17 protein-coding genes are annotated in these 24,664 nt (G+C 71.5%); 8 read left to right on the top strand and 9 right to left on the bottom strand.

Annotated elements, in window-relative coordinates; translation table 11 throughout:
- Window positions 1-107 precede the first annotated feature (107 nt).
- The 5 genes from C3486_RS14290 to rpsA form a co-directional block, all read right to left on the bottom strand.
- Window positions 108-491 (bottom strand): tetratricopeptide repeat protein, encoded by a 384-nt coding sequence (locus C3486_RS14290; protein ID WP_103833056.1) that lies wholly within the window; start codon window positions 489-491, stop codon window positions 108-110.
- A 316-nt stretch (window positions 492-807) separates the two neighbouring features.
- Window positions 808-1,197 (bottom strand): cupin domain-containing protein, encoded by a 390-nt coding sequence (locus C3486_RS14285; RefSeq protein WP_103833055.1) that lies wholly within the window; start codon window positions 1,195-1,197, stop codon window positions 808-810.
- A gap of 22 nt (window positions 1,198-1,219) precedes the next feature.
- Window positions 1,220-1,810 (bottom strand): dephospho-CoA kinase, encoded by a 591-nt coding sequence (gene coaE, locus C3486_RS14280; protein WP_103833054.1) that lies wholly within the window; start codon window positions 1,808-1,810, stop codon window positions 1,220-1,222.
- 122 nt (window positions 1,811-1,932) lie between these two features.
- Complete coding sequence (locus C3486_RS14275) at window positions 1,933-2,886, bottom strand: PAC2 family protein (protein ID WP_103833053.1); 954 nt, start codon at window positions 2,884-2,886, stop codon at window positions 1,933-1,935.
- Window positions 2,887-3,351: 465 nt separating this feature from the next.
- On the bottom strand, window positions 3,352-4,860 hold the full coding sequence (rpsA, locus tag C3486_RS14270; RefSeq protein WP_103833052.1) for a 30S ribosomal protein S1: 1,509 nt from the start codon (window positions 4,858-4,860) through the stop codon (window positions 3,352-3,354).
- A 421-nt stretch (window positions 4,861-5,281) separates the two neighbouring features.
- Between rpsA and C3486_RS14260 the strand changes: the two genes are divergently transcribed.
- Together C3486_RS14260 and C3486_RS14255 are read left to right on the top strand one after the other, a co-directional pair.
- Window positions 5,282-6,175, top strand: coding sequence for a class I SAM-dependent methyltransferase (locus C3486_RS14260; protein WP_258052770.1), 894 nt, complete (start codon window positions 5,282-5,284; stop codon window positions 6,173-6,175).
- A gap of 177 nt (window positions 6,176-6,352) precedes the next feature.
- Complete coding sequence (locus tag C3486_RS14255; protein ID WP_103833049.1) at window positions 6,353-9,109, top strand: ATP-dependent RNA helicase; 2,757 nt, start codon at window positions 6,353-6,355, stop codon at window positions 9,107-9,109.
- Between the two features lie 98 nt (window positions 9,110-9,207).
- Here C3486_RS14255 and C3486_RS14250 read toward each other — a convergent pair whose 3' ends face one another.
- The 3 genes from C3486_RS14250 to C3486_RS14240 all read right to left on the bottom strand — a co-directional run bounded on the left by C3486_RS14250 (window position 9,208) and on the right by C3486_RS14240 (window position 12,483).
- Entirely contained in the window at window positions 9,208-10,215 is a 1,008-nt protein-coding gene (locus C3486_RS14250; RefSeq protein ID WP_103833048.1) for a DUF3068 domain-containing protein, read from the bottom strand.
- A gap of 47 nt (window positions 10,216-10,262) precedes the next feature.
- Window positions 10,263-10,397 (bottom strand): SPW_0924 family protein, encoded by a 135-nt coding sequence (locus tag C3486_RS14245; protein ID WP_103833047.1) that lies wholly within the window; start codon window positions 10,395-10,397, stop codon window positions 10,263-10,265.
- A gap of 208 nt (window positions 10,398-10,605) precedes the next feature.
- Window positions 10,606-12,483 carry a lytic murein transglycosylase gene (locus tag C3486_RS14240; protein WP_103833046.1) on the bottom strand — a complete coding sequence of 626 codons (1,878 nt, stop codon included), beginning with the start codon at window positions 12,481-12,483 and terminating at the stop codon, window positions 10,606-10,608.
- 207 nt (window positions 12,484-12,690) lie between these two features.
- Between C3486_RS14240 and C3486_RS14235 the strand changes: the two genes are divergently transcribed.
- Complete coding sequence (locus tag C3486_RS14235; protein WP_103833045.1) at window positions 12,691-13,539, top strand: DUF4184 family protein; 849 nt, start codon at window positions 12,691-12,693, stop codon at window positions 13,537-13,539.
- A 70-nt stretch (window positions 13,540-13,609) separates the two neighbouring features.
- Here the strand turns inward: C3486_RS14235 and polA are convergent, their stop codons facing one another.
- Window positions 13,610-16,345 (bottom strand): DNA polymerase I, encoded by a 2,736-nt coding sequence (polA, locus tag C3486_RS14230; RefSeq protein WP_103833044.1) that lies wholly within the window; start codon window positions 16,343-16,345, stop codon window positions 13,610-13,612.
- 346 nt (window positions 16,346-16,691) lie between these two features.
- Between polA and C3486_RS14225 the strand changes: the two genes are divergently transcribed.
- The 5 genes from C3486_RS14225 to C3486_RS14200 all read left to right on the top strand — a co-directional run bounded on the left by C3486_RS14225 (window position 16,692) and on the right by C3486_RS14200 (window position 24,660).
- The gene (locus C3486_RS14225; RefSeq protein WP_103833043.1) at window positions 16,692-18,974 is read left to right on the top strand and encodes an FdhF/YdeP family oxidoreductase; all 2,283 of its coding nucleotides are present in this window, start codon (window positions 16,692-16,694) and stop codon (window positions 18,972-18,974) included.
- Window positions 18,975-19,530: 556 nt separating this feature from the next.
- Window positions 19,531-20,004: a PaaI family thioesterase gene (locus C3486_RS14215; RefSeq protein WP_103833041.1), complete on the top strand. Its 474-nt coding sequence runs from the start codon at window positions 19,531-19,533 to the stop codon at window positions 20,002-20,004.
- A 540-nt stretch (window positions 20,005-20,544) separates the two neighbouring features.
- Window positions 20,545-21,765 carry a branched-chain amino acid ABC transporter substrate-binding protein gene (locus tag C3486_RS14210; protein WP_103833040.1) on the top strand — a complete coding sequence of 407 codons (1,221 nt, stop codon included), beginning with the start codon at window positions 20,545-20,547 and terminating at the stop codon, window positions 21,763-21,765.
- Between the two features lie 136 nt (window positions 21,766-21,901).
- Complete coding sequence (locus tag C3486_RS14205) at window positions 21,902-22,831, top strand: branched-chain amino acid ABC transporter permease (protein ID WP_103833039.1); 930 nt, start codon at window positions 21,902-21,904, stop codon at window positions 22,829-22,831.
- A gap of 5 nt (window positions 22,832-22,836) precedes the next feature.
- Window positions 22,837-24,660, top strand: a complete 1,824-nt coding sequence (locus tag C3486_RS14200; RefSeq protein WP_103833038.1) for a branched-chain amino acid ABC transporter permease — start codon at window positions 22,837-22,839, stop codon at window positions 24,658-24,660.
- Window positions 24,661-24,664: the final 4 nt, after the last annotated feature.

Below are 24,664 nucleotides of genomic sequence, written 5' to 3'. Positions count from 1 at the left end.
ACTCCCCCGCTCCCTCACTCCCCGCCCTCAGCTGACTGCCTCGCCCCACGCCCCAGCTGGCTCCCTAGCTCCTCCCGTTTACTCCCCCACTTCTCCCTCTCTCCCGCTCACTCCCCCGCTTCGTCCGGCGGCAGTGGAAAGCGTGCTGCCTCGATGAAGTCCGGGCGGGGGTCCAGGGCGGCGGCGAGGCGGAAGTGGCGCAGCGCCTCGTCAGGGCGGTTGGCGCGCTGGAGCGTGCGGCCCAGGGCGAAGTGGGCGAAGGCGTTGTCGGGCTCGCGTTCGAGGACGACCTGAAATTCCAGCTCCGCGGGGCGCAGTTGGGCGGCCAGGAAGAAAGCTCGGGCGCGCAGCAAGCGGGCCGCCGTGTTCTCCGGATGTGCGGCGATGACGGGGTCCAGGAGCTGCACCGCGCCCCTCGGGTCGCGCGCGGACAGCAGTTGTTCGGCTGCGCGGAAGTCGATGACATGCGTCTCGGGGGTGCGCTCGGTCACGGCCGTCTCCTCTCCGACACGTACGGGCAACTCACCTCATACGTACGGGCAGCTCGCCCGGTGGAGGCGCCGGCCACCACGTACAGGCGACTGCCCTTTTGCGGCAGCAGCCACAGCCAGACGGTTCACCCGCCTGCGGGCAGCCCGACGTGCCGACCGCCCGGTCGCTACGTACGTCTCAACAAGCCCGGCCTTCACCGCATTCCCCGGCCGGAGGCACCCCTTCGACGACAGAGCCGTCGTCAGACCGCCGAAGGCCGGGGGACTGAGGGGCCTGAGGGCCTGAGCACCCGGCCGCCTTCCTTCCCCCACCGCCCTACAGGCTGATGTGGTACGCCTTCCGCAGCGTCTCGTGCACCGTCCAGCGGGTCCGGTCGCCCTCGCGCAGGAAGCAGGCGTCGCCCGGGCCCACCTCGAGTACCGGGCCGCCCTCGACCTCGATGGTGGCGCGGCCGGACACGACCACGAACAGTTCGTTGGCCTCGACGTCCGTCACGACGCCCGGGGTGATCTGCCAGATGCCGCGGACCTGCTTGCCGTCCGGGGATTCCCAGAACACCTTGCCGGTGACGACCGGGTTGCCGGAGACGATCTGGTCCGGCTCCAGAGGCTCGGGCTCCAGTTCGGCGTCCGGGACACCGGGGATGTTGACGACAAAGGACGCTGGGCCAAGATCAGTAGCAGGGCCAAGATCGGTAGCAGTCATGGCCTGAGGTTACTGCCCGGCCTCAGCGGGTCCGCAGCCGCTCCCAGACCTCGCGTACCTGCGGCTCCAGGGCTTCCAGCGGGCCGTCGTTGTCGATGACGAGGTCCGCGATCGCGAGCCGCTGTTCCCGGTCAGCCTGCGCCTTCATACGGGACGTGGCCTCGTCCTCGGTCATGCCGCGCAGCTCCACCAGGCGCCGTAGCTGCGTCTCGGGAGAGGCGTCGACCACGACGATCATGTCGTACAGGGGCGCGAGACCGTTCTCGGTCAGCAGGGGCACGTCGTGGACGACCACCGCGTCCTCGCCGGCCGCGGCCTCCAGTTCGGCGGAGCGGGCGCCGACGAGGGGGTGCACGATGGCGTTGAGCGCCTTCAGCTTGTCGGGGTCCGCGAAGACGAGGGCACCCAGCTTCGGCCGGTCCAGGGTGCCTTCCGGAGTGAGTACGTCCGGACCGAACTCTTCGACGACGGCCGCCAGGCCGGGTGTTCCCGGTTCGACGACCTCTCGTGCGATCTTGTCCGCGTCCACGATCACGGCACCGTACGACGCGAGCAGCCGCGAGACCTCGCTCTTGCCCGCGCCGATACCGCCTGTGAGCCCCACCTTCACCATGTGCCCCACGCTATACGGCGCTCGAGCCGGCGCACAGAGCCGACCACACGCCGGTCCTTGCAAGCCGGCGCGAACGCGTAAGCCCCTTGGCTGCGAAAGCGCTCCTGAGCATCCACGCGCCCTCAGGCGCTGCCCTCCCCCAGGTCGCGCTCGCGGTCGGCAAGGAAGGCTTCCAGTTCGCGGCCGATCTCTTCGGCGGAGGGGAGTTCGGCGGGCTCGGCCACGAGGTTGCCGCGCGTTTCGGCGCCGGCCACCGCGTCGTACTGGTGCTCAAGGCCGCTGACCAGCGCGACCAGTTCCTCGTCGCCCTCCGAGATCTGCCGCTCGATCTCTTCCTGGGTGCGCAGCGCTTCAGTGCGGAGCGTGTGTGCGGCCCCAGGGAGGACCAGGCCGGTCGCTGCGGTGACCGCTTCGAGCGCGGTCAGTGCGGCGTCCGGGTAGGCGGAGCGCGCGACGTAGTGGGGTACGTGGGCGGCGACGCCCAGTACGTCGTGTCCGGCTTCCGCGAGCCGGTATTCGATCAGTGCCTCGACGCTGCCGGGGACCTGCGCCTGTTCGAACAGGTCCCGGTGGCCCGGGGTCAGGTCGGTGCGGTTGCCGTGCGGCGTGATCCCGACGGGGCGGGTGTGCGGAACGCCCATCGGGATGCCGTGGAAGCTCACGGAGAGGCGTACGTTCAGCCGCTCGACCATCTCGCGTACGGCCGCGGTGAAGCGTTCCCACTCCACGTCCGGCTCGGGGCCGGAGAGCAGCAGGAACGGCGCGTCGGTGGCGTCGCGGACCAGACGGAGTTCGATGCTGGGCGTCTCGTACGAGGTCCAGCTGCCGCGGTCGAAGGTGAGCATCGGGCGGCGCGCGCGGTAGTCCACGAGCCGGTCGTGGTCGAAGCGGGCGACGACCTCGTGCGGCAGCCCGTCCAGGAGGGTCTCGACGATCTGGTCACCGGTCTCACCGGCGTCGATGTAGCCGTCCAGGTGGTACAGCAGCACCAGCCCGGCGGAGTCGCGGGAGGCGATGGCGTCGACCGCCGCGAGCCCACTCGGCTCCCATTCGTACAAACCCTGGGGATCCAACACAGTGACCGCTCCTCCTCGATGTCCGCCCGGCACAACGCGGCGCGGGGCGCGCGCATTCCCCGGTCCGCGCACCGCGGGTGCCCACGTCGGCCACGAAGGCTCGCGCGGTGTGCCTCGTCAACCGTGCTCCGGCGAATCGTTCGCGGATCGTCTGACCTGGCTCCGGCGGACGCTCCCCACCCGTCAGCCATGTACCGAGTTGGGCAGCCATCGCTCACGAGTCGAGCCAAAACGAACCGGGGCCAAACCAAAGGAAAGCGAACGGGTCCGAACCAACAGATCACACCCCATCACCAGTACCCGCCCCCACTCGCCCTCCCCGCGCACCCCCCAGCCCCACAGGCCAACACCGCCCTCCCCCCCAAGGCCCGAACGAACAGCCGAACAGCACGAAGGCCCGCCCCCAAAGGGGACGGGCCTTCGTCGCTATCGGCTAGCGCGTGGCGCTAGTCAGCGGGGAGCGTTTCAGCTCTGGCCGCCGGCCAGCTTCTCGCGGAGCGCGGCCAGCGCCTCGTCCGACGCCAGGGCGCCGGAGTTGTCCGCCGACTCCGAGCTGTACGAGCCACCGGAGACGTTGCCGCCGCCCTGGCCACCGGTCGCCGGCGCCGCAGCGCCCTCGGCCGCGGCCTGCTCGTCGGCCTCGCGGGACTTGATGACCTGCGCCTGGTGCTGCTCGAAGCGCTGCTGGGCCTCGGCGTACTGCTGCTCCCAGGCCTCGCGCTGGGCCTCGTAGCCGGGCAGCCAGTCGTTGGTCTCGGGGTCGAAGCCCTCGGGGTAGATGTAGTTGCCCTGGTCGTCGTAGGACGCGGCCATGCCGTACAGGGTCGGGTCGAACTCGACCGCCGTCGGGTCGACACCGAAGGACTCGTTGGCCTGCTTCAGCGAGAGGCTGATGCGGCGGCGCTCCAGGTCGATGTCGATGACCTTGACGAAGATCTCGTCGTTGACCTGGACGACCTGCTCCGGGATCTCCACGTGGCGCTCGGCCAGCTCGGAGATGTGGACCAGGCCCTCGATGCCCTCGTCGACGCGGACGAACGCACCGAACGGAACGAGCTTGGTGACCTTACCCGGGACGACCTGACCGATCTGGTGGGTCCGGGCGAACTGCTGCCACGGGTCTTCCTGGGTCGCCTTGAGCGACAGGGACACGCGCTCGCGGTCCATGTCGACGTCCAGGACCTCGACCGTGACCTCCTGGCCGACCTCGACGACCTCGGACGGGTGGTCGATGTGCTTCCAGGACAGCTCGGAGACGTGGACCAGACCGTCGACGCCACCCAGGTCCACGAAGGCACCGAAGTTGACGATGGAGGAGACGACGCCGGAGCGCACCTGGCCCTTCTGGAGGGTGGTGAGGAAGGTCTGGCGGACCTCGCTCTGGGTCTGCTCCAGCCAGGCACGGCGGGACAGGACCACGTTGTTGCGGTTCTTGTCCAGCTCGATGATCTTGGCCTCGAGCTCCTTGCCCACGTAGGGCTGCAGGTCGCGGACGCGGCGCATCTCGACCAGGGAGGCGGGGAGGAAGCCGCGGAGGCCGATGTCGAGGATGAGACCACCCTTGACGACCTCGATGACGGTACCGGTGACGATCCCGTCCTCTTCCTTGATCTTCTCGATGGTGCCCCAGGCACGCTCGTACTGGGCGCGCTTCTTCGAGAGGATCAGGCGGCCTTCCTTGTCCTCCTTCTGGAGAACCAGGGCCTCGATCTCGTCACCAACCGCGACGACCTCGTTCGGGTCGACGTCGTGCTTGATGGAGAGCTCGCGGCTCGGGATGACGCCTTCGGTCTTGTAACCGATGTCGAGCAGGACCTCGTCCCGGTCGACCTTCACGATGACGCCGTCGACGATGTCGCCGTCGTTGAAGTACTTGATCGTCTCGTCGATCGCGGCGAGGAAGGCTTCCTCGTTACCGATGTCGTTGACCGCTACCTGCGGGGTGGTGGCGGTGGTCTCGGTGCTGCTCGTCATGTGGGAAAGGGCTCCGGTACGGACATTGAAGTCGTAGGTACTGCTACGCCGAGAGCCTTTATCGCTTCTGCAGAAGTCGGACAGCAATGAGGCGCGCCCTCCGGAACTCCGGAGAATCCGGTCAGCGCCTCGAAACCGAGGGGACATGCAACAGATGCGAGCGCGACCTGCTCCGTCTGAGGTGCGCAGGCCCGCAGCGCAACTTGTAGCATACGGGGGCAGCCGGACAGGGTCAATGCGCGAAGGCGCACACCGCGGGCGGATCGCCCCATAACCGGCACGCGCCGGGCACGAGAGAGCCGCACAGCCTTGCCGTCGCAGGCCACGAGGGCCTGGCGAAGATCCATCGCAGGGCTGCTACCAGCGGCCCCGCGAACCTCAGGAACTACAAGCTTCGACGAAGAATACGACGACGGGCGCGATGAACCAACACGACGACTCCTCAGCCACTGCCGCCACAGGAGCCGGGGCGGGCCCCGGAGACCCGGACGACGACTCCGTGGCCGTACGCCGCAGCGCCGGGGAGGCGGAGAGCAGCCGGGCCAGCCGCGGCTGGTGGGACCGCAACGCCGATGAGTACCAGAGCGAGCACGGCGCGTTCCTGGGGGACGACCGCTTCATCTGGGGGCCGGAGGGGCTGGACGAGGCGGAGGCCGGGCTGCTGGGGCCGGCGGCCGAGCTGAAGGGCCGCCGGGTGCTGGAGATCGGCGCGGGTGCGGCGCAGTGTTCCCGCTGGCTGGCGGCCCAGGGCGCGCATCCGGTGGCGCTGGACCTCTCGCACCGGCAGTTGCAGCACGCCCTGCGGATCGGTGCGGACATTCAGGCGCAGGGCACCGGGGTCCCCGAGGTGGCGCTGGTGGAGGCGGACGCCGGGGTGCTGCCGTTCGCGGACGGCAGTTTCGATCTGGCGTGCTCGGCGTACGGGGCGGTGCCCTTCGTGGCCGATCCGGTGCGGGTCTTCCGTGAGGTGCACCGGGTGCTGCGGCCGGGTGGCCGTTGGGTCTTCTCTGTGACGCATCCCATCCGCTGGGCCTTCCCCGACGAGCCCGGCCCCGAGGGGCTGTCGGTCGCCGCCTCCTACTTCGACCGCGTGCCCTACGTGGAGCAGGACGAGCGGGGCGAGGCGGTGTACGTGGAGCACCACCGCACTCTGGGCGATCGCGTGCGGGACGTGGTGGCCGCGGGCTTCCGGCTGGAGGACCTGGTGGAGCCGGAGTGGCCGGCGTGGAACACCCAGGAGTGGGGTGGCTGGTCGCCACTGCGGGGCGGCCTGATCCCGGGTACGGCGATCTTCGTGTGCCGGCGGGACCCGTAAGCGAGCGCTGACACGGGGCCGTAGGAGAGCACTCCGACCGGGCAGTCGCGCCCCGTAGGAGAGCACTCACGCCGAGCAGTCGCTACCCGTAGGAGAGCACCGCCGCCGGGCAGTGAAGTGGGGCGCAGGGCGTCCCCACCGGACGGGCGGCTCGCGTCCCCACGAGACACTGGGCGGGTGATCCGCCGTACTGAACTCGATGCCCTGCCCGTACGGTCCGCGGTGCCCGCGCTCCAGGAGGCGCTGGAGGGCGCCGGGACCGCCGTCCTGTGCGCGCCTCCGGGTACCGGCAAGACCACGCTCGTACCGCTGGCGCTGGCGGGTCTGACGGTGGACGGTGCGCCCGTACGCAGGGTGGTCGTCGCGGAGCCGCGGCGGATCGCGGCGCGCGCAGCGGCCCGGCGGATGGCGTGGCTGCTCGGGGAGTGCGTGGGTGAGCGGGTGGGCTTCACCGTGCGCGGGGAGCGCGCGGTGGGGGCGCGCACCGTCGTGGAGGTGGTGACGACGGGCGTTTTGCTCCAGCGGCTCCAGCGTGATCAGGAACTGCCCGGCATGGACGTCGTTGTACTGGACGAGTGCCACGAGCGGCATCTGGACGCGGACACGGCGGCGGCGTTCCTGCTGGATGTGCGGGCGGCACTGCGGCCGGAGCTGCGGCTGGTGGCGGCGTCGGCGACGACGGACGCGGAGGGCTGGTCGCGGCTGCTGGGGGACGCGCCGGTCGTGGCCGCGCAGGGGGTGTCGCATCCGGTGGAGACGGTGTGGGCGCCGCCGGAGCGGCCGGTGCGGCCGGCGCACGGCATGCGGGTGGACCCGGCCCTGCTGTCGCATGTCGCGTCGGTGGTGCGGCGGGCGCTGCGCGAGCGGGAGGGGGACGTGCTGTGTTTCCTGCCGGGTGTGGGGGAGATCGCCCGGGTGGCGGGGCAGCTTTCCGGGCTGGACGCTGCCGGGGTCGAGGTGCTGCAGGTGCACGGCCGGGCTCCGGCGGCGGTGCAGGACGCGGTGCTGGCGGGCGGGGGTGACCGGCGGCGTGTGGTGCTGGCGACGTCGGTGGCGGAGTCGAGCCTGACGGTGCCCGGGGTGCGGGTGGTGGTCGACAGCGGTCTGGCCCGTGAGCCGCGGATGGATCACGCGCGGGGACTGAGCGCGCTGACGACCGTACGGGCGTCCCAGGCGGCGGCGCGGCAGCGGGCCGGCCGGGCCGGGCGTGAGGCGCCCGGTGTGGTCTACCGCTGCTGGTCGGAGGGCGAGGACGGGCGGCTGCCGCGCTTCCCGTCCCCGGAGATCAAGGTCGCGGATCTGACGGCGTTCGCGTTGCAGGCCGCGTGCTGGGGCGATCCGGACGCGTCGGGTCTGGCGCTGCTGGACGCGCCGCCGGTCGGGGCGATGGCGGCGGCGCGGGACGTGCTGACGGCGGTGGGTGCGGTGGACGCGGCCGGCCGGGTGACGGAGCGCGGGTCGCGGATGGCGCGGCTCGGTCTGCATCCGCGGCTGGCGCGGGCGCTGCTGGACGGCGCGGCGCAGGTGGGTGCGCGGCGGGCCGCCGAGGTCGTGGCGCTGCTGAGCGAGGAGCCGCCGCGGGAGTACGGCGATGATCTCGCCGAGGCGTGGCGGACCGCCCGCCGGGGGCGGGACGCGTATGCCGGGCGGTGGCGGCAGGAGGCCCGGCGGCTGGCCGCTGCGCTGCCCGGTACGGCGGGTTCCGGGGGCGCATCGGAGTCCGCTGGGGCGCAAGGCTCCGCGCCGGGCGCCGCCTCGGGAAGTGGAGACTCGTCGCCGGGCACCGCCTCGCGGGGTGGGGGCTCGTCGCCGTTCGCCAGTGGCAGCGCCTCGCGGGGCGGGGGCTCGTCGCTGTCCGCCGGTGGCGCGTCCTCCCGGGCCGGTGGAGCGGCGGCGTCCGGTGGCCGTGGTTCCGCTGCGGGAGCGGCAGCGTCGTCGGCGAAGGAGGAGAGCGACGACGTCGTGGCCGGGATCGTGGCGGCGCTGGCCTTCCCCGAGCGGGTGGCGCGTAAGCGGGGTGCGGGCTCGTACGTCATGGCGTCGGGGACGGGCGCCGAGACCGGCGACGGGTCGCGGCTGCGGAGTGCCGGGTGGCTGGCGGTGGCCGTGGCGGACCGGCCGGTGACGGCGGCGTCCGCGCGGGTGCGGCTGGCAGCCGTGATCGACGAGGAGACGGCGCGGCGGGCCGCGGGGGCGCTGTACGCCGAGGCAGAGGAGGTCGGCTGGGCCGACGGGGACGTGGTCGCGCGGAGTGTGGCACGGCTCGGCGCGATCGAGCTGGTGTCGCGGCCGCTGCGGGACGCGGATCCGGCGCTCGTGCGGGAGGCGCTGGTCGACGGGTTGCGCAGCGAGGGGCTCGGGCTGCTGCGCTGGTCGGACGGTGCGCGGTCGCTCCGGGAGCGGCTGGCGTTCCTGTTCCGGGAGCTGGGTGCGCCGTGGCCGGACGTCTCGGACGAGGCACTGCTGGCGCGGCGGGACGAGTGGCTGGAGCCGGAGCTGGGCCGGGCGCGGCGGCGGGCCGATCTGGGGCGTATCGAGGCGGGGCAGGCGCTGTCGCGGTTGCTGCCGTGGGCGAGCGGTGAGGCGGCGCGCTTCGATGAGCTGGCGCCGGAGCGCATCGAGGTGCCCAGCGGCTCGCGGATCCGGGTGGACTACGGCGGTGATCAGCCGGTGCTGGCGGTGAAGCTGCAGGAGATGTTCGGGCTGCGGGAGTCGCCGCGCGTGGCGGACGGGCGGGTTCCGGTGCTGGTGCATCTGCTGTCGCCCGCCGGGCGTCCGGCCGCCGTCACCGCCGACCTCGCGTCCTTCTGGCGCGACGGTTACCGCGCCGTACGGGCGGAGCTGCGCGGCCGGTATCCGAAGCACCCGTGGCCCGAGGACCCGGCGACGGCCGAGCCGACGCGTCACACGACGGCCCGGATGCGGCGGGGCTGAGGGGGGTACCGGCTCTCCTAGGGGTGCGAAGGCGGGCCAGTGCGCCCCGGCTTCCGGAACAGGACACAGTCCGCGCGGTACAGGCGCAACCCGCGCGGTCAGGGCGCCGGCAGCGGTTCGTGCGCCGGGTCCGGCCCCGGCGCGTGGATCGTGCGACCGGCGCCGGGGCGTCGGCCGCGCGCCTCCAGGTACAGGCTCAGGGCCAGCAGCACGGCGCCCGCGGTGAGGAGGCCCCACGGCAGGTAGGCGGTGAGCAGCAGGACCAGTGTGCGCTGGGAGGAGACCAGGTCGACCGTGGCGTTGAGGTAGTCGGCGCGCATCTTCACGTGTCCGGCGAAGGCGGTGACCTTGCCGCCGCCGGGCAGCAGGTCGCCGCCGCGCAGCTCTTCCTTGTGGATCTCCTCGCCGTTGACGGGCGCCCCGGTGACCGGCTCCACCCAGAACATGCGCTTGGTGGTGTACCAGCGGGTGGTGCCCATCTTCTCGACGGCTTCCGGGGTGACGCCCTTGACCGGCATCTTCTTGGGGAGCGGGACCTTGGTCCAGGGGATGGTCTGCTCGAAGTAGTAGACGTCCAGGCCGTGGAAGCGGCGGGTGCCCTTGTAGTGGATGGGTGCCGAGGTGCGGGTCTGGGCGTCGAAGTAGGTGTAGTCGCGCTTCTCTGTGAGGAAGGGCCACTTGTACTCGATGCCGTCGCGGCGGACCGGCTCGCCGTCGACGGATTCGCCGCCGGCGTGCACGGGTTCCTGGGAGTGGGCGTCGAAGACGTAGCGCTCGGGGATCTCGGAGACCATCTTGCCGTCGGGCCCGGCCACGTAGGAGAGCGCGTCCCAGACGACGACGTCCCGGCCGACCGTGCGTTCGACCTTGTCGGCCGCTTCCACGTTGCCCTTCAGGGTCTGCACGATGCTGATCCTGGGCACCTTCTTGGCTTTCATCGTGCCGTAGTCGACGAGGGTGGCGGGGCTCGCCTCCAGGACCATCGTCTGGTACTGGCTCGGCGGGATCTTGGCGAGCCGGGGGAAGGCGTACCAGCGCATCAGCGGGGCGAGTGCGGTGCAGAAGACGGCGAGCGCGAGCAGGACGAGGCTGGCCTTGCGGCGCATGACGGCGGCCTCCCTCAGGGTGCGTCGGTGACGTGGTCGGCGGTCCCTCAGGGGTGCTCGGGGACGGTGGTCAGCAGCGGTTCGGGGGACGTGCGGCCTTCGGGGGCGCCGACGGCGGTGAGGGCGAAGACCAGGGCGAGGGCGGCGGCCAGCCCGATGGCGGCTGCTGTGAGGGCACGCATGCTCGGCCTCCCGTTCGACTGCGGGCCAGCCCGCTTTAACTGACGGAGCGTCAGCCCGCGGGCTGGGGCACCGTAGCAACGGGCGGCGCAGATGAGAACACGTTGCGCCGACGAGGCGGCGGCGCCCCACAGCAAGGCGGCGGCGACCGGCAGACGGAAGGGGCGCGACGTCTGCGCGTCACGCCCCTTCGCCGTACCGGTACGGATGTCAGCCCACCGTGAGGTCCAGCACGAGCAGGGCCCCGTCGGCCGTGGTGAGGCGGAGCTTGTACGTGCCGGGGTGGCTGTCGGTGAAGAGCTTCGGCAGCGTCAGCAGGCCGTCGGCGTCGGTCTTCAGGCCGGTGAGGGTGCGCACCGGAGCGCCCTTGGCGTCCTTGAAGTACGGGCCTTCGGCGCTCTGCTCGGCCTTGGCGGGGTCCGCGGCGTCCCCGGCGATCACCGTCGCGGTGACGGGCACGTCAGCGGCGGCCTTGCCCCGGTAGGTCGCCTTCACCTCGACGGGCTCGGCGTAGGAGGCGTCCTTCGCGGCCTGCATCTTCCCGTCGGAGGTGCGGGCCAGCGCGTCGGCCTGCGGCTTGGCCTTGACGGTGACGGTGAAGTCGGTGGCGGGCACGGCACGGTCGACCGCCGTCGCGCGGACGGTGTACGTACCGGCCTTCTTGCCGGCGATCAGGGCGGGGGCGGTGGCGAGGCCGTCCTTGTCGGTGGTGACGGTGGCCTTGGCGGCGCCGCCCTCGAAGCGGGTGTCGCCGTCGCCGCGTATCTCGTACTGGACCTTCACGCCGGAGACCGTGCCGCCCTTGGTGTCCTTCGCACGGACCTGCAGCCGGTCGGCGAACGTCTCGCCGGCGGTGGCGGTCCGCTCCTTCTCCCCCGTGCGTTCGAGGGAGGCGAGGGGCGCGGGCTTGCTGGGCGCCGGGGGCTTGGTGGGCGACTCGGTGCCGCTGCCGGGGGCCGTGCCGGAGTCCGTGCCGTCGGAGCCGGACCCGGAGTCCGTGCCGGAGCCGTCGCCGCCGGGCGCGGGGGCCGGGTCGGGCTTCGTCGCGTCGTCGCCGCCGGATCCGCCGCTTCCGGTGCCGCTGTCCGCGCCGGATCCCTTGTCGGTGCCCTTACCGCTGTCCTGGTCGGCCGAGGTGTCCCGCCCGGCCCCGGAGTCCTGCCCGGTGCCGGCGTCCTTGCCGGAGCCGCCCTTCCGGTCCTTGCCGCCGTCCGACGCCTTGCGGGCCGCGTCCTTGCCGGCCTTGTCCTTGTCGGTCGTGCGGTCGCCGGAGCCGCTGCCGCGCGGTCCGGTCGGCAGGATGCCGGTGCCGTCGGGCACTTCGTGCGTGCCCTTGCGGTAGTACTCGTACCAGGACAGCACCGTGCGCAGGTATTCCTCGGAATGGTTGTAGCCGAGGATCGCGCGGTTCATGTCCGCCTGCACCGACAGGTCGCGTCCGCCCGCGCAGAGGTAGCGGCCGGCGGAGAGGGCCGCGTCGTAGACGTTGTTGGGGTCGCGCGCGCCGTCGCCATTGGCGTCCGTGCCCCACACCGCCCAGGTGGAGGGGATGAACTGCATCGGACCGACCGCGCGGTCGTGCGTGACGTCGTTGTCGAAGCGGCCGCCGTCGGTGTCGGCGATCCGCGCGAAGCCGTTGCCGTTGAGCTGGGGGCCGAGGATGGGCTGCAGCGTCGTGCCGTGCGCGTCGACGGCGCCGCCGCGGGCCTGTCCGGACTCGACCCTGCCGATCGCGGCGAGCAGCTGCCAGGGCAGGTTGCAGCCGGGGTGGGTCCGCGCGAGGGACGCCTCGGCCTTCTTGTACGCGTCGAGCACGGTCGCCGGTATGCCGGCCTGCTCGGGACCGGTGGCTATGGGACCGCTCCCGCCGTCGTCCTTGCCGGGCGGCGAGGCGACGAGCGGCGGGAGGTCGGTGTAGTACGAGGAGCCACCGTCGATGGGGGTGTCTCCCCGCGGGGTGTCCCGCGAACCGCCCAGGGCAGTGGCGGCGTCCGGCGCCTGCGAGGCGGTGAGGGCCGCGACGGCAAGCGCCGCCACCACACCGGAGGCCGCTCCTCTGCGGAGCCGTCGGCCGAACTTGGCTGCCATACGTACTGCTCCCCCTCCGCGTCGACCCACCGTGCTGGGTGCACGGTGCCGCGCTCTCGGCGCTCCAACGCACGCGACACTACGACAACTCCCCGCGCGCAGCTACCGTTCCCGGCACGCCCTCACCGTCTGCCCACATCCGGCATACTGCCTCGAACCGATCACTCGATCACGTACATCGATCAGGGATCGGTCAGGAGGGGGATCATGCCGTTCACACTCAGCCATGCCGCGGCAGTGCTGCCCGCACTGCGTCACGACGGTACGGCGCGGGGGCCGTTGCTGGCGTCCGCGCTCGTCGCCGGTTCCTTCGCGCCGGACCTGACGTACTTCGCGGACACGGTCGTGCCGGGTGCGATGGCGTTCGGAGAATTCACGCACGCGCCACTCGGCGTTCTGACCGTGGACACGCTCTGCGCCGCGCTGCTGGTCGGATTCTGGCTGCTGGTGCGCGGTCCGCTGCTCGCGGTGCTGCCGCGGTCGTGGCGGGGCCGCTGGTGGGCGCTGGTGCGCGGCCGTAACTGGCGGGAGCTGTCGCGCGGACGGATCGTCGCGTCCTTCTGGTGCTCCGCTGTGGTCGGGGCGCTCACGCACATCGTGTGGGACGCGTTCACGCACCCGGGGCGCTGGGGCGTCCGGCTGCTGCCGGTACTGCGGGAGCAGGCCGCCGGGTGGCCGGTGTACGCGTACGTGCAGTACGGCACGTCGGCGTTGGCGCTGGTGGTCCTGGCGTGGTTCGTCCGCTCGGCCTTCCGGCGTGCGCGGCACGGTGCCGTCCCCGAAGCGCTGCCTGCGCTCGGCCTTCGGGCGCGGCTGTGGTGCGGCGTACTGCTGACGGTGTGCGTACTGGTCGCGGCCGGTTATCGGGTGCTGCGGGCGCACGCCGTCTACGGAGACTCGGCGGTCTGGTTCGACTACGTGCCGACGGTGCTCTTCGGGGCGGGCTCCGGGCTGGGCGCTGCGCTTCCGGTGTGGGCTGCGTCGGTGCACCTCCTGGGCCGCAGGCGCCGACGGGCCGCCGCACCGGCGCACGAAGGGGCGACGGCCGGGGGCTGATCCGGACGGGCTCGTCCGGACCGGCCCCCGGCCGCCTTCCGCGCTCGGTGCCGGGCGGCGCCGTACGCGCTCAGTGCGCGGCCGACTCCCAGTCCCCGCCCGAGCCGACGGAGACGTCCAGCGGGGCGCGCAGCTCCACGGCGCCGGCCATCTCGCGCCGCACCAGCTCCTCGACCTTCTTCTGCTCGCCGGGCGCCACCTCGACCACGATTTCGTCGTGGACCTGGAGCAGCATCCGGGAGCTGAGCCCGGCGGCGGTGAGGGCCTCGTCGACACGCAGCATCGCGATCTTGACGATGTCCGCCGCGGTGCCCTGGATGGGGGCGTTCAGCGCCATCCGCTCGGCCATCTCCCGGCGCTGACGGTTGTCACTGTTGAGGTCCGGGAGGTAGCGGCGACGGCCGAGCATGGTCTCGGTGTAGCCCGTGGCGCGGGCCCGGTCGACGACGTCCTGGAGGTAGTCCCGCACGCCTCCGAAGCGCTCGAAGAAGTTGTCCATGAGCTTGCGGGCCTCGTCCGGGCTGATGCCCAGCTGCTGGGACAGGCCGAAAGCGGACAGGCCGTACGCCAGCCCGTAGGACATCGCCTTGATCTTGCGGCGCATCTCGGGGTCGACCTCGGTCTTGGGCACCGAGAAGACGTGCGAGGCGACCGTGGTGTGCAGGTCCTCGCCGGAGGTGAACGCCTCGATGAGGCCCTCGTCCTCCGAGAGGTGCGCCATCACGCGCAGCTCGATCTGGCTGTAGTCCGCGGTCAGCAGCGTCTGATAGCCCTCGCCGACCACGAAGCCGCGGCGGATGGCGCGGCCCTCGTCCGTCCGTACGGGGATGTTCTGCAGGTTGGGGTCCGTGGAGGACAGCCGGCCGGTCGCGGCCACCGTCTGGTTGAAGGTGGTGTGGATGCGGCCGTCCGCGGCGATGGTCTTGATCAGGCCCTCGACCGTCGTGCGCAGCTTGGCCTGCTCACGGTGGCGCAGCATGATCACGGGCAGCTCGTTGTCGGTCTGCGCCGCGAGCCAGGCGAGGGCGTCCGCGTCTGTGGTGAAGCCGGTCTTGGTCTTCTTGGTCTTCGGCAGGCCCAGCTCGTTGAAGAGCACTTCCTGGAGCTGCTTGGGCGAGCCGAGGTTGAACTCGTGGCCGGCGGCGGCGTGCGCCTCGCTGACGGCCTGCTGGACGGCGGCGGCGAACTGCTGCTCGATCCGCTCCAGCCAGCCGCGGTCGGCGGCGATGCCGGAGCGCTCCATGCGGGCGAGCAGCGCGCTGGTGGGCAGCTCGATGTCGCGCAGCAGGTCGGCGGCGCCCACCTCCTCCAGGCGCGTCTCGAAGGCGGCACCGAGGTCGAGGACCGTACGGGCCTTGGCCATCAGGGCCTCGGCCTCCGCCTGCTCGTCGGCACCGAAGGCCAGCTGCCCGTCACCGGCAGCTGCGGGGGCCAGGTCACGGCCGAGGTACTCCACGGAGAGCGCGTCCAGGGCGAAGGAGCGCCGGCCGGGCTTCACCAGATAGGCGGCGAGGGCGGTGTCCATGGTGACGCCGTCGATGTGCCAGCCGTGCTCGGGGAAGATCCGCATCAGGCCCTTGGCGTTGTGCATCACCTTCGGGCGCTGCGGGTCGGCGATCCACTCGGCGAAGGCCCGGTCGTCGGCCTCGTCCAGCTGGGTCGGGTCGAACCAGACGGCGGGGCCCGCGGCGGTCGCCAGCGCGACCTCGGCGACCGAGCCGCTGCCCAGCTTCCAGGAGTCGACCGTGGCGACGCCCAGGAGGGCGTCACCGTGCTCGGCGAGCCAGGGGGCCAGCTGCCCGGCGCCCGCGACGAGGCCGTCGATCTCGACGCCCGGCAGCGGCTCGGCGGTGGCCGTGTCCTCGGCTCCGGGGTCGACGGCCAGCAGGCGGTCGCGCAGCCCCTGGTTGCGGATCTCCAGGCCCTCCAGGAACGCCGTGAGGGCCTGCCGGTCGTAGCCCTCGCGCACCAGCTCGGCGGGGCCGCAGGGCAGCTCGACGTCGCGGACCATCTCGGTCAGGCGGCGGTTGAGCTTCACGGCCTCCAGGTGGTCGCGGAAGTTCTGCCCGGCCTTGCCCTTGACCTCCTCGGCGCGCTCGCACAGCTCCTGGAACGAACCGAACTGGTTGATCCACTTCGCGGCGGTCTTCTCGCCGACACCGGGGATGCCGGGGAGGTTGTCCGAGGGGTCGCCGCGCAGGGCGGCGTAGTCCGGGTACTGGGCCGGGGTGAGGCCGTACTTCTCGAACACCTTCTCCGGGGTGAAGCGGGTCAGCTCGGAGACGCCCTTGGTGGGGTACAGCACCGTGACGTGGTCGTTGACCAGCTGGAAGGCGTCCCGGTCGCCGGTGACGATGGACACCTCGAAGCCCTGCTCGGTGGCCTGCGTGGCGAGCGTGGCGATGATGTCGTCCGCCTCGAAGCCCTCGGTGGCGAACCGCTTCACCTTCATGGCGTCCAGCAGCTCACCGATCAGCTCCACCTGCCCCTTGAACTCGTCCGGGGTCTTGGAACGATTGGCCTTGTAGTCCGGGAACTCCTCCGACCGCCAGGTCTTGCGCGAGACGTCGAAGGCCACCGCGAAGTGGGTGGGCGCCTCGTCGCGCAGGGTGTTCGCGAGCATCGAGGTGAAGCCGTACACGGCATTCGTCGGTTGCCCCGTGGCGGTGGTGAAATTCTCCGCGGGCAGGGCGAAGAACGCCCGGTACGCCATGGAGTGCCCGTCCATCAGGAGCAGCCGGGGACGCCCTCCCCCCGCCGTCTCGCTGCCGGTCGTTTCGCTCTTCTTCGCTGCCTTTGCTGCCACGCCCCCGATCCTGCCACGCCCCACTGACATTCCCCGACGCGACGGCCGCGGGACCGCTCCCCTGTGCTGCCCCGGCGGCCGCGGGACCGCTCCGCGTACTCCCCGACCGGGCGTGGAACCGCTCCCGCACGCTGGCTGTGGACAACTCGATCACTCGCAGGAGTGCCCTTGGAATTGAGGCCTGTGGACGACCGGCCGGCGGCCGGCGACCCGTGTCAGGATCGATGTGTGCCGGCAGGACCGTGCAGGGGCCGCCCCCATGCACGATCCGGACGGCTGAATGGTGAGATAAAGATCGACTGCTCGCGTACGGCAGCACAGCAGCATCGGAATCCAGGAGACCGCCATGGCAGGCAAAGCACCCGCGTCCGACCCCGTACAGGACGCACCCGAGGTCAGCGGCCCCAAGCACTCGGCCGTCGGCCTGCCCGCCATCACCAACGCGCTGCGCATCTCCCAGCGGCAGATGGGCGTCAGGCGCACGGCGCTGACCCTGCTGCGCGTGAACCAGAAGGAAGGCTTCGACTGCCCCGGCTGCGCCTGGCCCGACCCCGGCCACCGGCACACCGCGGAGTTCTGCGAGAACGGCGCCAAGGCCGTCGCCGAGGAAGCCACCCTCCGCCGCGTCACCCCCGCCTTCTTCGCCGAGCACTCCGTCGCCGACCTCGCGGACCGCAGCGGCTACTGGCTCGGCCAGCAGGGGCGCCTCACCCGGCCCATGTACCTCGCCGAGGGCGCCACCCACTACGCCCCCGTGTCCTGGGAGCGCGCCTTCGACATCATCGCCGAGGAGCTGACCGGCCTCGCCTCCCCCGACGAGGCCGTCTTCTACACCTCGGGCCGTACGAGCAACGAGGCGGCGTTCCTCTACCAGCTCTTCGCCCGCGAGTTCGGCACGAACAACCTCCCCGACTGCTCGAACATGTGCCACGAGTCCTCCGGCTCGGCGCTCACCGAGACCATCGGCATCGGCAAGGGCAGCGTCTCCCTGGAGGACCTCCACAAGGCCGACCTGATCATCGTCGCCGGGCAGAACCCGGGCACCAACCACCCGCGCCAGCTCAGCGCGCTGGAGAAGGCCAAGGCCAACGGCGCGAAGATCATCTCGGTCAATCCGCTGCCCGAAGCCGGCCTGGAGCGCTTCAAGAACCCGCAGACCCCGCGCGGCCTGGCCGGCGGCGGCACCTCCCTCACCGACCTCTTCCTCCAGATCCGCCTCGGCGGCGACCAAGCGCTCTTCCGGGCGCTGAACCACCTCCTCCTCACGACCGACGACGCCCTCGACGAGGACTTCATCCGGGAGCACACGCACGGCTTCGAGGAGTTCGCCGCCGCCGCGCGCGACGGCCTGGACTGGGACGAGACCCTGCGGGCCACGGGCCTGACCCGCGCCGAGATCGACCGGGCACTGCGCATGGTCCTCGCCTCGAAGCGGACCATCGTGTGCTGGGCCATGGGCCTCACCCAGCACAAGCACTCCGTCCCCACCATCCGCGAGGTGGTCAACTTCCTGCTGCTGCGCGGCAACATCGGCCGGCCCGGCGCCGGCGTCTGCCCCGTACGCGGCCACAGCAACGTCCAGGGCGACCGCACCATGGGCATCTTCGAACGCCCGGCGCCCGAGTTCCTCGACGCCCTGGAAAAGGAGTTCGGCTTCGCCACGCCCCGCGCACACGGCTACGACGTCGTACGCGCCATCCGGGCGCTGCGCGACGGGCAGGCCAAGGTCCTCTTCGCCATGGGCGGCAACTTCGTCTCCGCCACCCCCGACACCGAGGTCACCGAGGCCGCCGTGCGCCGGGCGAACCTCACCGTGCACGTCTCCACGAAGCTCAATCGCTCGCACGCCGTCACCGGCGCCCGCGCCCTGATCCTGCCGACCCTCGGGCGCACGGAGAAGGACGTCCAGAAGAGCGGCGAACAGTTCGTCACCGTGGAGGACTCCATGGGCATGGTGCACGCCTCCCGCGGCCGCCTGGCCCCGGCGAGCCCGCACCTGCTCTCCGAGCCGGCCATCGTCTGCCGCCTCGCCCGCCGGGTGCTCGGCGAGGAGAGCTGCATACCGTGGGAGGAGTTCGAGCGGGACTACGCGGCGATCCGTGACCGCATCGCGCGCGTCGTGCCCGGCTTCGAGGACTTCAACGCCCGCATCGCGAGCCCGGACGGCTTCGCCCTGCCGCACGCTCCCCGCGACGACCGGCGCTTCCCGACCGCCACCGGCAAGGCGAACTTCACCGCGGCACCCGTGGAGTTCCCCGACCTCCCCGAAGGCCGGCTGCTGCTGCAGACGCTGCGCTCGCACGATCAGTACAACACCACGATCTACGGCCTGGACGACCGCTATCGCGGCATCAAGAACGGCCGCCGCGTGGTCCTGGTGCACCCCGAGGACGCCCGCGCGCTCGGCTTCGCCGACGGCACGTACGCCGACCTCGTCAGCGAGTGGACCGACGGCAGCGAGCGCCGCGCCCCCGGCTTCCGCGTCGTCCACTACCCCACCGCACGCGGCTGCGCCGCCGCCTACTACCCGGAAACCAACGTCCTGGTACCACTCGACCACACGGCCGACACGAGCAACACCCCCGCCTCGAAGTCGGTGGTGATCAGGCTGGAACGAACGGAGAACTGAGGCACGGCGGGGGCGGGGGCGGCCCCACCACCACTTCAACTGAAGCTGGCCTGGGAGCCGCACGCCGCCGCGGGGTGTGCCGTCGCGACCTGCGGCCCATAGGCCGGTGCGGGCCGAGTGCCCTGTCACCACACCTCGAGGGGCGCCGTCGTACGGCTGCGGGGGCCGTCGCCCGCGCCCCAATGGGCAAGCTGCTCCCCCCTACGACGCAGGCACTTCCCGCCCGCACAGAACTCCGGCCGCGCAGCCCCCGGCCGTCCAGCCTCGACGCCTCCCCCTCCGCCACCCCACCGCGACGCCTCTCCCTCCCCATGCCCCCTCCTCCCCCGTCCTCCCCCCCATGGCGCCCGCTCCCCGACACCCCTCTCAGTGACGAGCCGCACAGCCGCTCGGGCCCCGAACTGAGCGCTCGCTCAGTAGCCTGAGGGCGGCACGACGCCCCGCCCGGGCCCGGCCGGCGGGATGCGCCGTCGGCCCGTACGCGTACGGCCACGTCCCGCACACCACGACGAACAGCGATCACGACGAACAGCGCGAGCGAACGGAGCCGCACGCCATGGGCGAGCAGACCACGACCACGTTTCCCCAGGAAGTCCTCGACCAGTGGGCCGGCCAGGGCCTGGACCTGCCCTCGCTGTTCTCCGCCGGCCACCTCGGCACGCGGATGAGCGTGCAGGTCCTGGAGGCAGCGCCGGAGCGGGTCGTCGGCACCATGCCCGTCGAAGGCAACACCCAGCCCTACGGCCTGCTGCACGGCGGCGCCTCCGCCGTGCTCGCCGAGACCCTCGGCTCGGTCGGCGCGATGCTGCACGGCGGCCCCGGCAAGGTCGCCGTCGGCGTCGACCTGAACTGCACCCACCACCGCGGCGTACGCACCGGCCTGGTCACCGGCGTCGCCACGCCCGTGCACCGCGGCCGCTCCACCGCCACGTACGAGATCGCCATCACCGACGAGCAGGGCAAGCGCGTGTGCAGCGCCCGGCTGACCTGCCTGCTGCGCGACACCGAGGCCCCGGGACAGCCTGCCTGACCTGGCGCGATCGCCGCACGCCGCGGCCCCGCTCCGGACGCTCCGGAGCGGGGCCGCGATGCGTTCCGGTCCGGCAGGGCCACCGCCCGGCCGCCCCGGTTCGTTACGGCCGGGCGTCCCGGCCGGCCGAACGCCCTAACGCTGTGTAACACACACGCAATACGCCTCCGCCGCAGCTCCCCCGCGCTCCAGCGGGGCCGCTCCCGTACCGCCGCCCGCACCGGATTCCGGACGCACCCGAGGCGTCGGAAAGCAAATTCCCTAGTCGAAGTGCGAGTTGACGCTCCGCCTGGCGTACGCGCTCCAGCTGTAAGGACCATCAGCATTAAACGCTCATCGCAGGTCATAACAAGAGCGTCACATCCTCGTCGGCGCCGCTGACCCGGCCGATGAGACCGCTCTACCATCACCGCCAGTCACCGCGCCGCCGGGCGCGCTGTACCAGCACGGCCTGTACCACCCCGTACAGCCCGGCGCGCGAACGGTCACGCAGTGGCGTGACCGCGCCAGGGGAAAGGACTGATCGTGCGTCACCGTTCCTTGCTGATACTCACCACCACGGTAGCCGCCGGCGCCCTCACGCTCTCCGCGTGCGGCTCCCGCGGCGAAGACAAGAGCGGCGACGGCTCCAAGGCCACCGTCGTCATCGGCCTCGACGCCCCGCTCACCGGCGAACTCTCCGCACTGGGCCAGGGCATCAAGAACTCCGCCGACCTCGCCGTCAAGATCGCCAACAAACAGAACGAGGTCAAGGGCGTCACCTTCGAACTGCGGCCCCTCGACGACAAGGCCCTGCCCAACGCCGGCCAGCAGAACGCCACCAAGCTCGCCGGCGACAAGGAAGTCCTCGGCATCGTCGGCCCGCTGAACTCCGGCGTCGCCCAGTCGATGCAGCAGGTCGCCCAGTCCAACGGCGTCACGCTCATCTCCCCGGCCAACACCACGCCCGACCTCACCCAGGGCAAGAACTGGAAGAAGAACGACCGCAAGCGGCAGTTCTCCACCTACTTCCGCACCGCCACCACCGACGAGGTGCAGGGCGCCTTCGACGGCCAGTACGCCTTCGAGAAGATGAAGGCCAAGACCGCCTACGTCATCGACGACCAGAAGACCTACGGCGTCGGCCTCGCCTCCTCCTTCAAGGACCAGTTCACCAAGCTCGGCGGCAAGATCGTCGGCACCGATCACGTCAGCCCCGACGACCGCGACTTCAAGGCCGTCGTCGCCAAGGCCAAGGGCGCCAAGCCCGACCTGGTCTTCTACGGCGGCGAATACCCCGCCTCCGGCCCCCTCAGCCAGCAGCTCAAGGACGGCGGCCTCAACGTGCCGCTCATGGGCGGCGACGGCATGTACAGCGCCGACTACATCGAACTGAACAAGAAGGCACAGGGCGACTACGCCTCCTCCGTCGGCAAGCCCGTCGAGCAGCTGGCGTCCGCCAAGAAGTTCATCGCCGACTACAAGGAAGCCGGCTACAAGGACGCCTACGAGGCGTACGGCGGCTCCACCTACGACGCCACCTGGGCCATCATCCAGGCCGTCAAGAAGGTCGTCGACGACAACAACGGCAAGCTCCCCGACGACGCCCGCAAGAAGGTCGTCGACGCCATGAACGACGTCTCCTTCGACGGCGTCACCGGCAAGGTCGCCTTCGACAAGTACGGCGACACCACCAACACCATGATCACGGCCTACCAGGTCGACGGCAAGCAGTGGAAGGCGCGCTTCAGCGCCGAGTTCAAGAAGTTCGACAAGAGCTGACCAGCACCACCCCTGCCCCCCTCACCGGGCCGCGCCAGGAGGACACCCCGAGCCCCCGGCGCGGCCCGCGGCACACCGGCACACCCCCCCGCATGCACGGCCCACCGGCACCTTCCCACCCCACGGAGGCCCTGCGGTGAACGAACTGCCGCAACAGCTGGCCAACGGACTCATCCTCGGCGCGATGTACGGACTCATCGCGATCGGCTACACGATGGTCTACGGCATCGTCCAGCTCATCAACTTCGCCCACGGCGAGATCTTCATGGTCGGCGGCTTCGGCGCGCTCACCGTCTACCTCGCCCTCCCCGCCGGCATGTCCCTCATGGCGGCCCTCCCCCTCATGCTCATCGGCGGCATCCTCGTCTCCGTACTCGTCGGCGTCGCCGCCGAACGCTTCGCCTACCGCCCCCTGCGCGGCGCACCCCGCCTCGCCCCCCTCATCACCGCCATCGGCCTGTCCATCGCACTCCAGCAGGCCGTCTGGAAGTGGTACCCCGACGCCAAGAAGGCCCGCGTCTTCCCGCAGTTCAAGGGCGACGCCTTCGACATCCTCGGCGCCACCGTCCAGCGCGGCGACCTCTTCGTCCTCATCGCCGCCCCCGTCTGCATGATCGCGCTCGGCTTCTTCGTCTCCAAGACCCGCAGCGGCCGCGCCATGCAGGCCACCGCACAGGACCGCGACACCGCGTCCCTCATGGGCATCAACACCGACCGCATCATCGTCCTCGCCTTCGCCATCGGCGCCGCCTTCGCCGGCGTCGCCGCCGTCGCCTACGGACTGCGCACCGGCGAAGTGCAGTTCCGCATGGGCTTCATCATGGGCCTGAAGGCATTCACCGCGGCCGTACTCGGCGGCATCGGCAACATCTACGGCGCCATGCTCGGCGGCGTCGTCCTCGGCGTCGCCGAAGCCCTCGCCACCGCCTACGTCGAAGACATCCCCGGCATGACACAGTTCGGCGGCGGCGCCTGGAAAGACGTCTGGGCCTTCGTCCTCCTCATCCTCGTACTCCTCCTGCGGCCACAGGGCCTGCTGGGCGAACGCGTCGCGGATCGGGCGTGATAGCGATGACCACCACACCCACCACCAAGACCACCACCGCGGCCGAACCCACCACCACCGCGGGCACGCTCCCCCTCCCGCCACGCGCCGCCCGCCTCATCACCGCAGCCGGAGCCCTCGCCACCGCCGCCTCCACCGCCCTGTCCTGGACGTGGAGCAGCAAATTCCCCGGCGACCTCACCTACTACGGCTCCCCCGCCGGACTCCAGCTCATCACCCTCACCGGCGCCGTCCTCACCCTCGCCTTCGCCCTGGCCGGCCTCGGCGTCCGCGGCCTGACCGTCCTCACCCCCGGCGGCCGCAACGCCCCCGCACTCCTGGCCGCCCTCGGCACCTTCGCCGCCACGTGGTTCACCCTCGGCGCCATCGCCGTACAGCTCGGCGGCCTGGTCAACCTCGAACCCGGCGGCTTCCTCGCCGGCATCACCGCACTGATCACCCTGCTCGGCGCCCTCGGCCTGCCCGCCGACCGCACCCCCGGCACACCCCCGCACGGGCCCTGGCAGCGCTTCACCAACAGCTGCGCGGCCATACCCACACCCCGGCCCGCCAGGCAACTCCCCTCCTGGGCCGACATCCTCCTCATCGTCGCCGCCTTCGGCATCGCCCTCTTCACCTTCACCTACGGCATCGACGCCGAAGACGGGCCCCCCTTCGTCGGCTACCTCCTCTTCGTCGCCTTCCTCGTCCCCGCGATCCACCGCGCCGGCCTGATCGACCGCCTCACCGCACTCACCCGCCGGCACCGCGGCATCGCACTCGCCGCCGCCTTCGTCGCCGCGGCCGCCTTCCCCTTCACCCAGGACACCGACGAGTACACGATCATCGGCGCCAACATCCTGATCTTCGCGACCGTCGCCCTCGGCCTGAACGTCGTCGTCGGCCTCGCCGGCCTGCTCGACCTCGGCTACGTCGCCTTCCTCGGCGTCGGCGCCTACGCCGCCGCCCTCGTCTCCGGCTCCCCCGACTCCGCCCTCGGCATCCAACTCCCCTTCTGGGCAGCCCTCCTCACCGGAGCCGCCACAGCCCTCGTCTTCGGCGTCCTCATCGGCGCCCCCACCCTGCGACTGCGCGGCGACTACCTCGCCATCGTCACCCTCGGCTTCGGTGAGATCTTCCGCATCGCCATGCTCAACCTCAACGGCACCACCGGCCCCGACGTCACCAACGGCGCCATGGGCATCCCCAACGTCCCCAACCTGGAGATCTTCGGCTTCAACTTCGGCGAACCCCACACCATCCTCGGCGTGCCCATCGCCACCTACGGCAACTACTACCTCCTCATGATCCTCGTGACGGCCTTCGTCGTCCTCGTCTTCCGCCGCGCCGCCGCCTCCCGCATCGGCCGCGCCTGGATCGCCATCCGCGAGGACGAAACCGCCGCCATCGCCATGGGCATCAACTCCTTCCGCCTCCGCCTCCTCGCCTTCGCCCTCGGCGCCGCCCTCGCCGGACTCGCCGGAACCGTCCATGCACACGTAGTAACGACCGTCACACCCGAGCAGTTCCAGTTCGCCGGCCCCCAGCCGCCCAACTCCGCCTTCCTCCTCGCCGCCGTCATCCTCGGCGGCATGGGCACCCTCAGCGGCCCCCTCGTCGGCGCCGCACTCCTCTTCCTCATCCCGGCGAAGCTGGACTTCCTGCAGGACTACCAGCTCTTCCTCTTCGGCCTGGCCCTCGTCCTCCTCATGCGGTTCCGCCCCGAAGGACTCATCCCCGACCGCCGCAAGCAGCTCGAATTCCGCGAGACCGGCCAGCTCGACGTACCCGACGTACCCGACCAGCGCCTCAGCGAGGACACCACCGGCGCCACCAAGGCAGGGGCGTGAGGAC

This window comes from Streptomyces sp. Ru73 (genome assembly GCF_002920575.1).
Lineage (GTDB): Bacteria > Actinomycetota > Actinomycetes > Streptomycetales > Streptomycetaceae > Streptomyces.
This window is presented reverse-complemented; position numbering and strand designations above follow the sequence as displayed.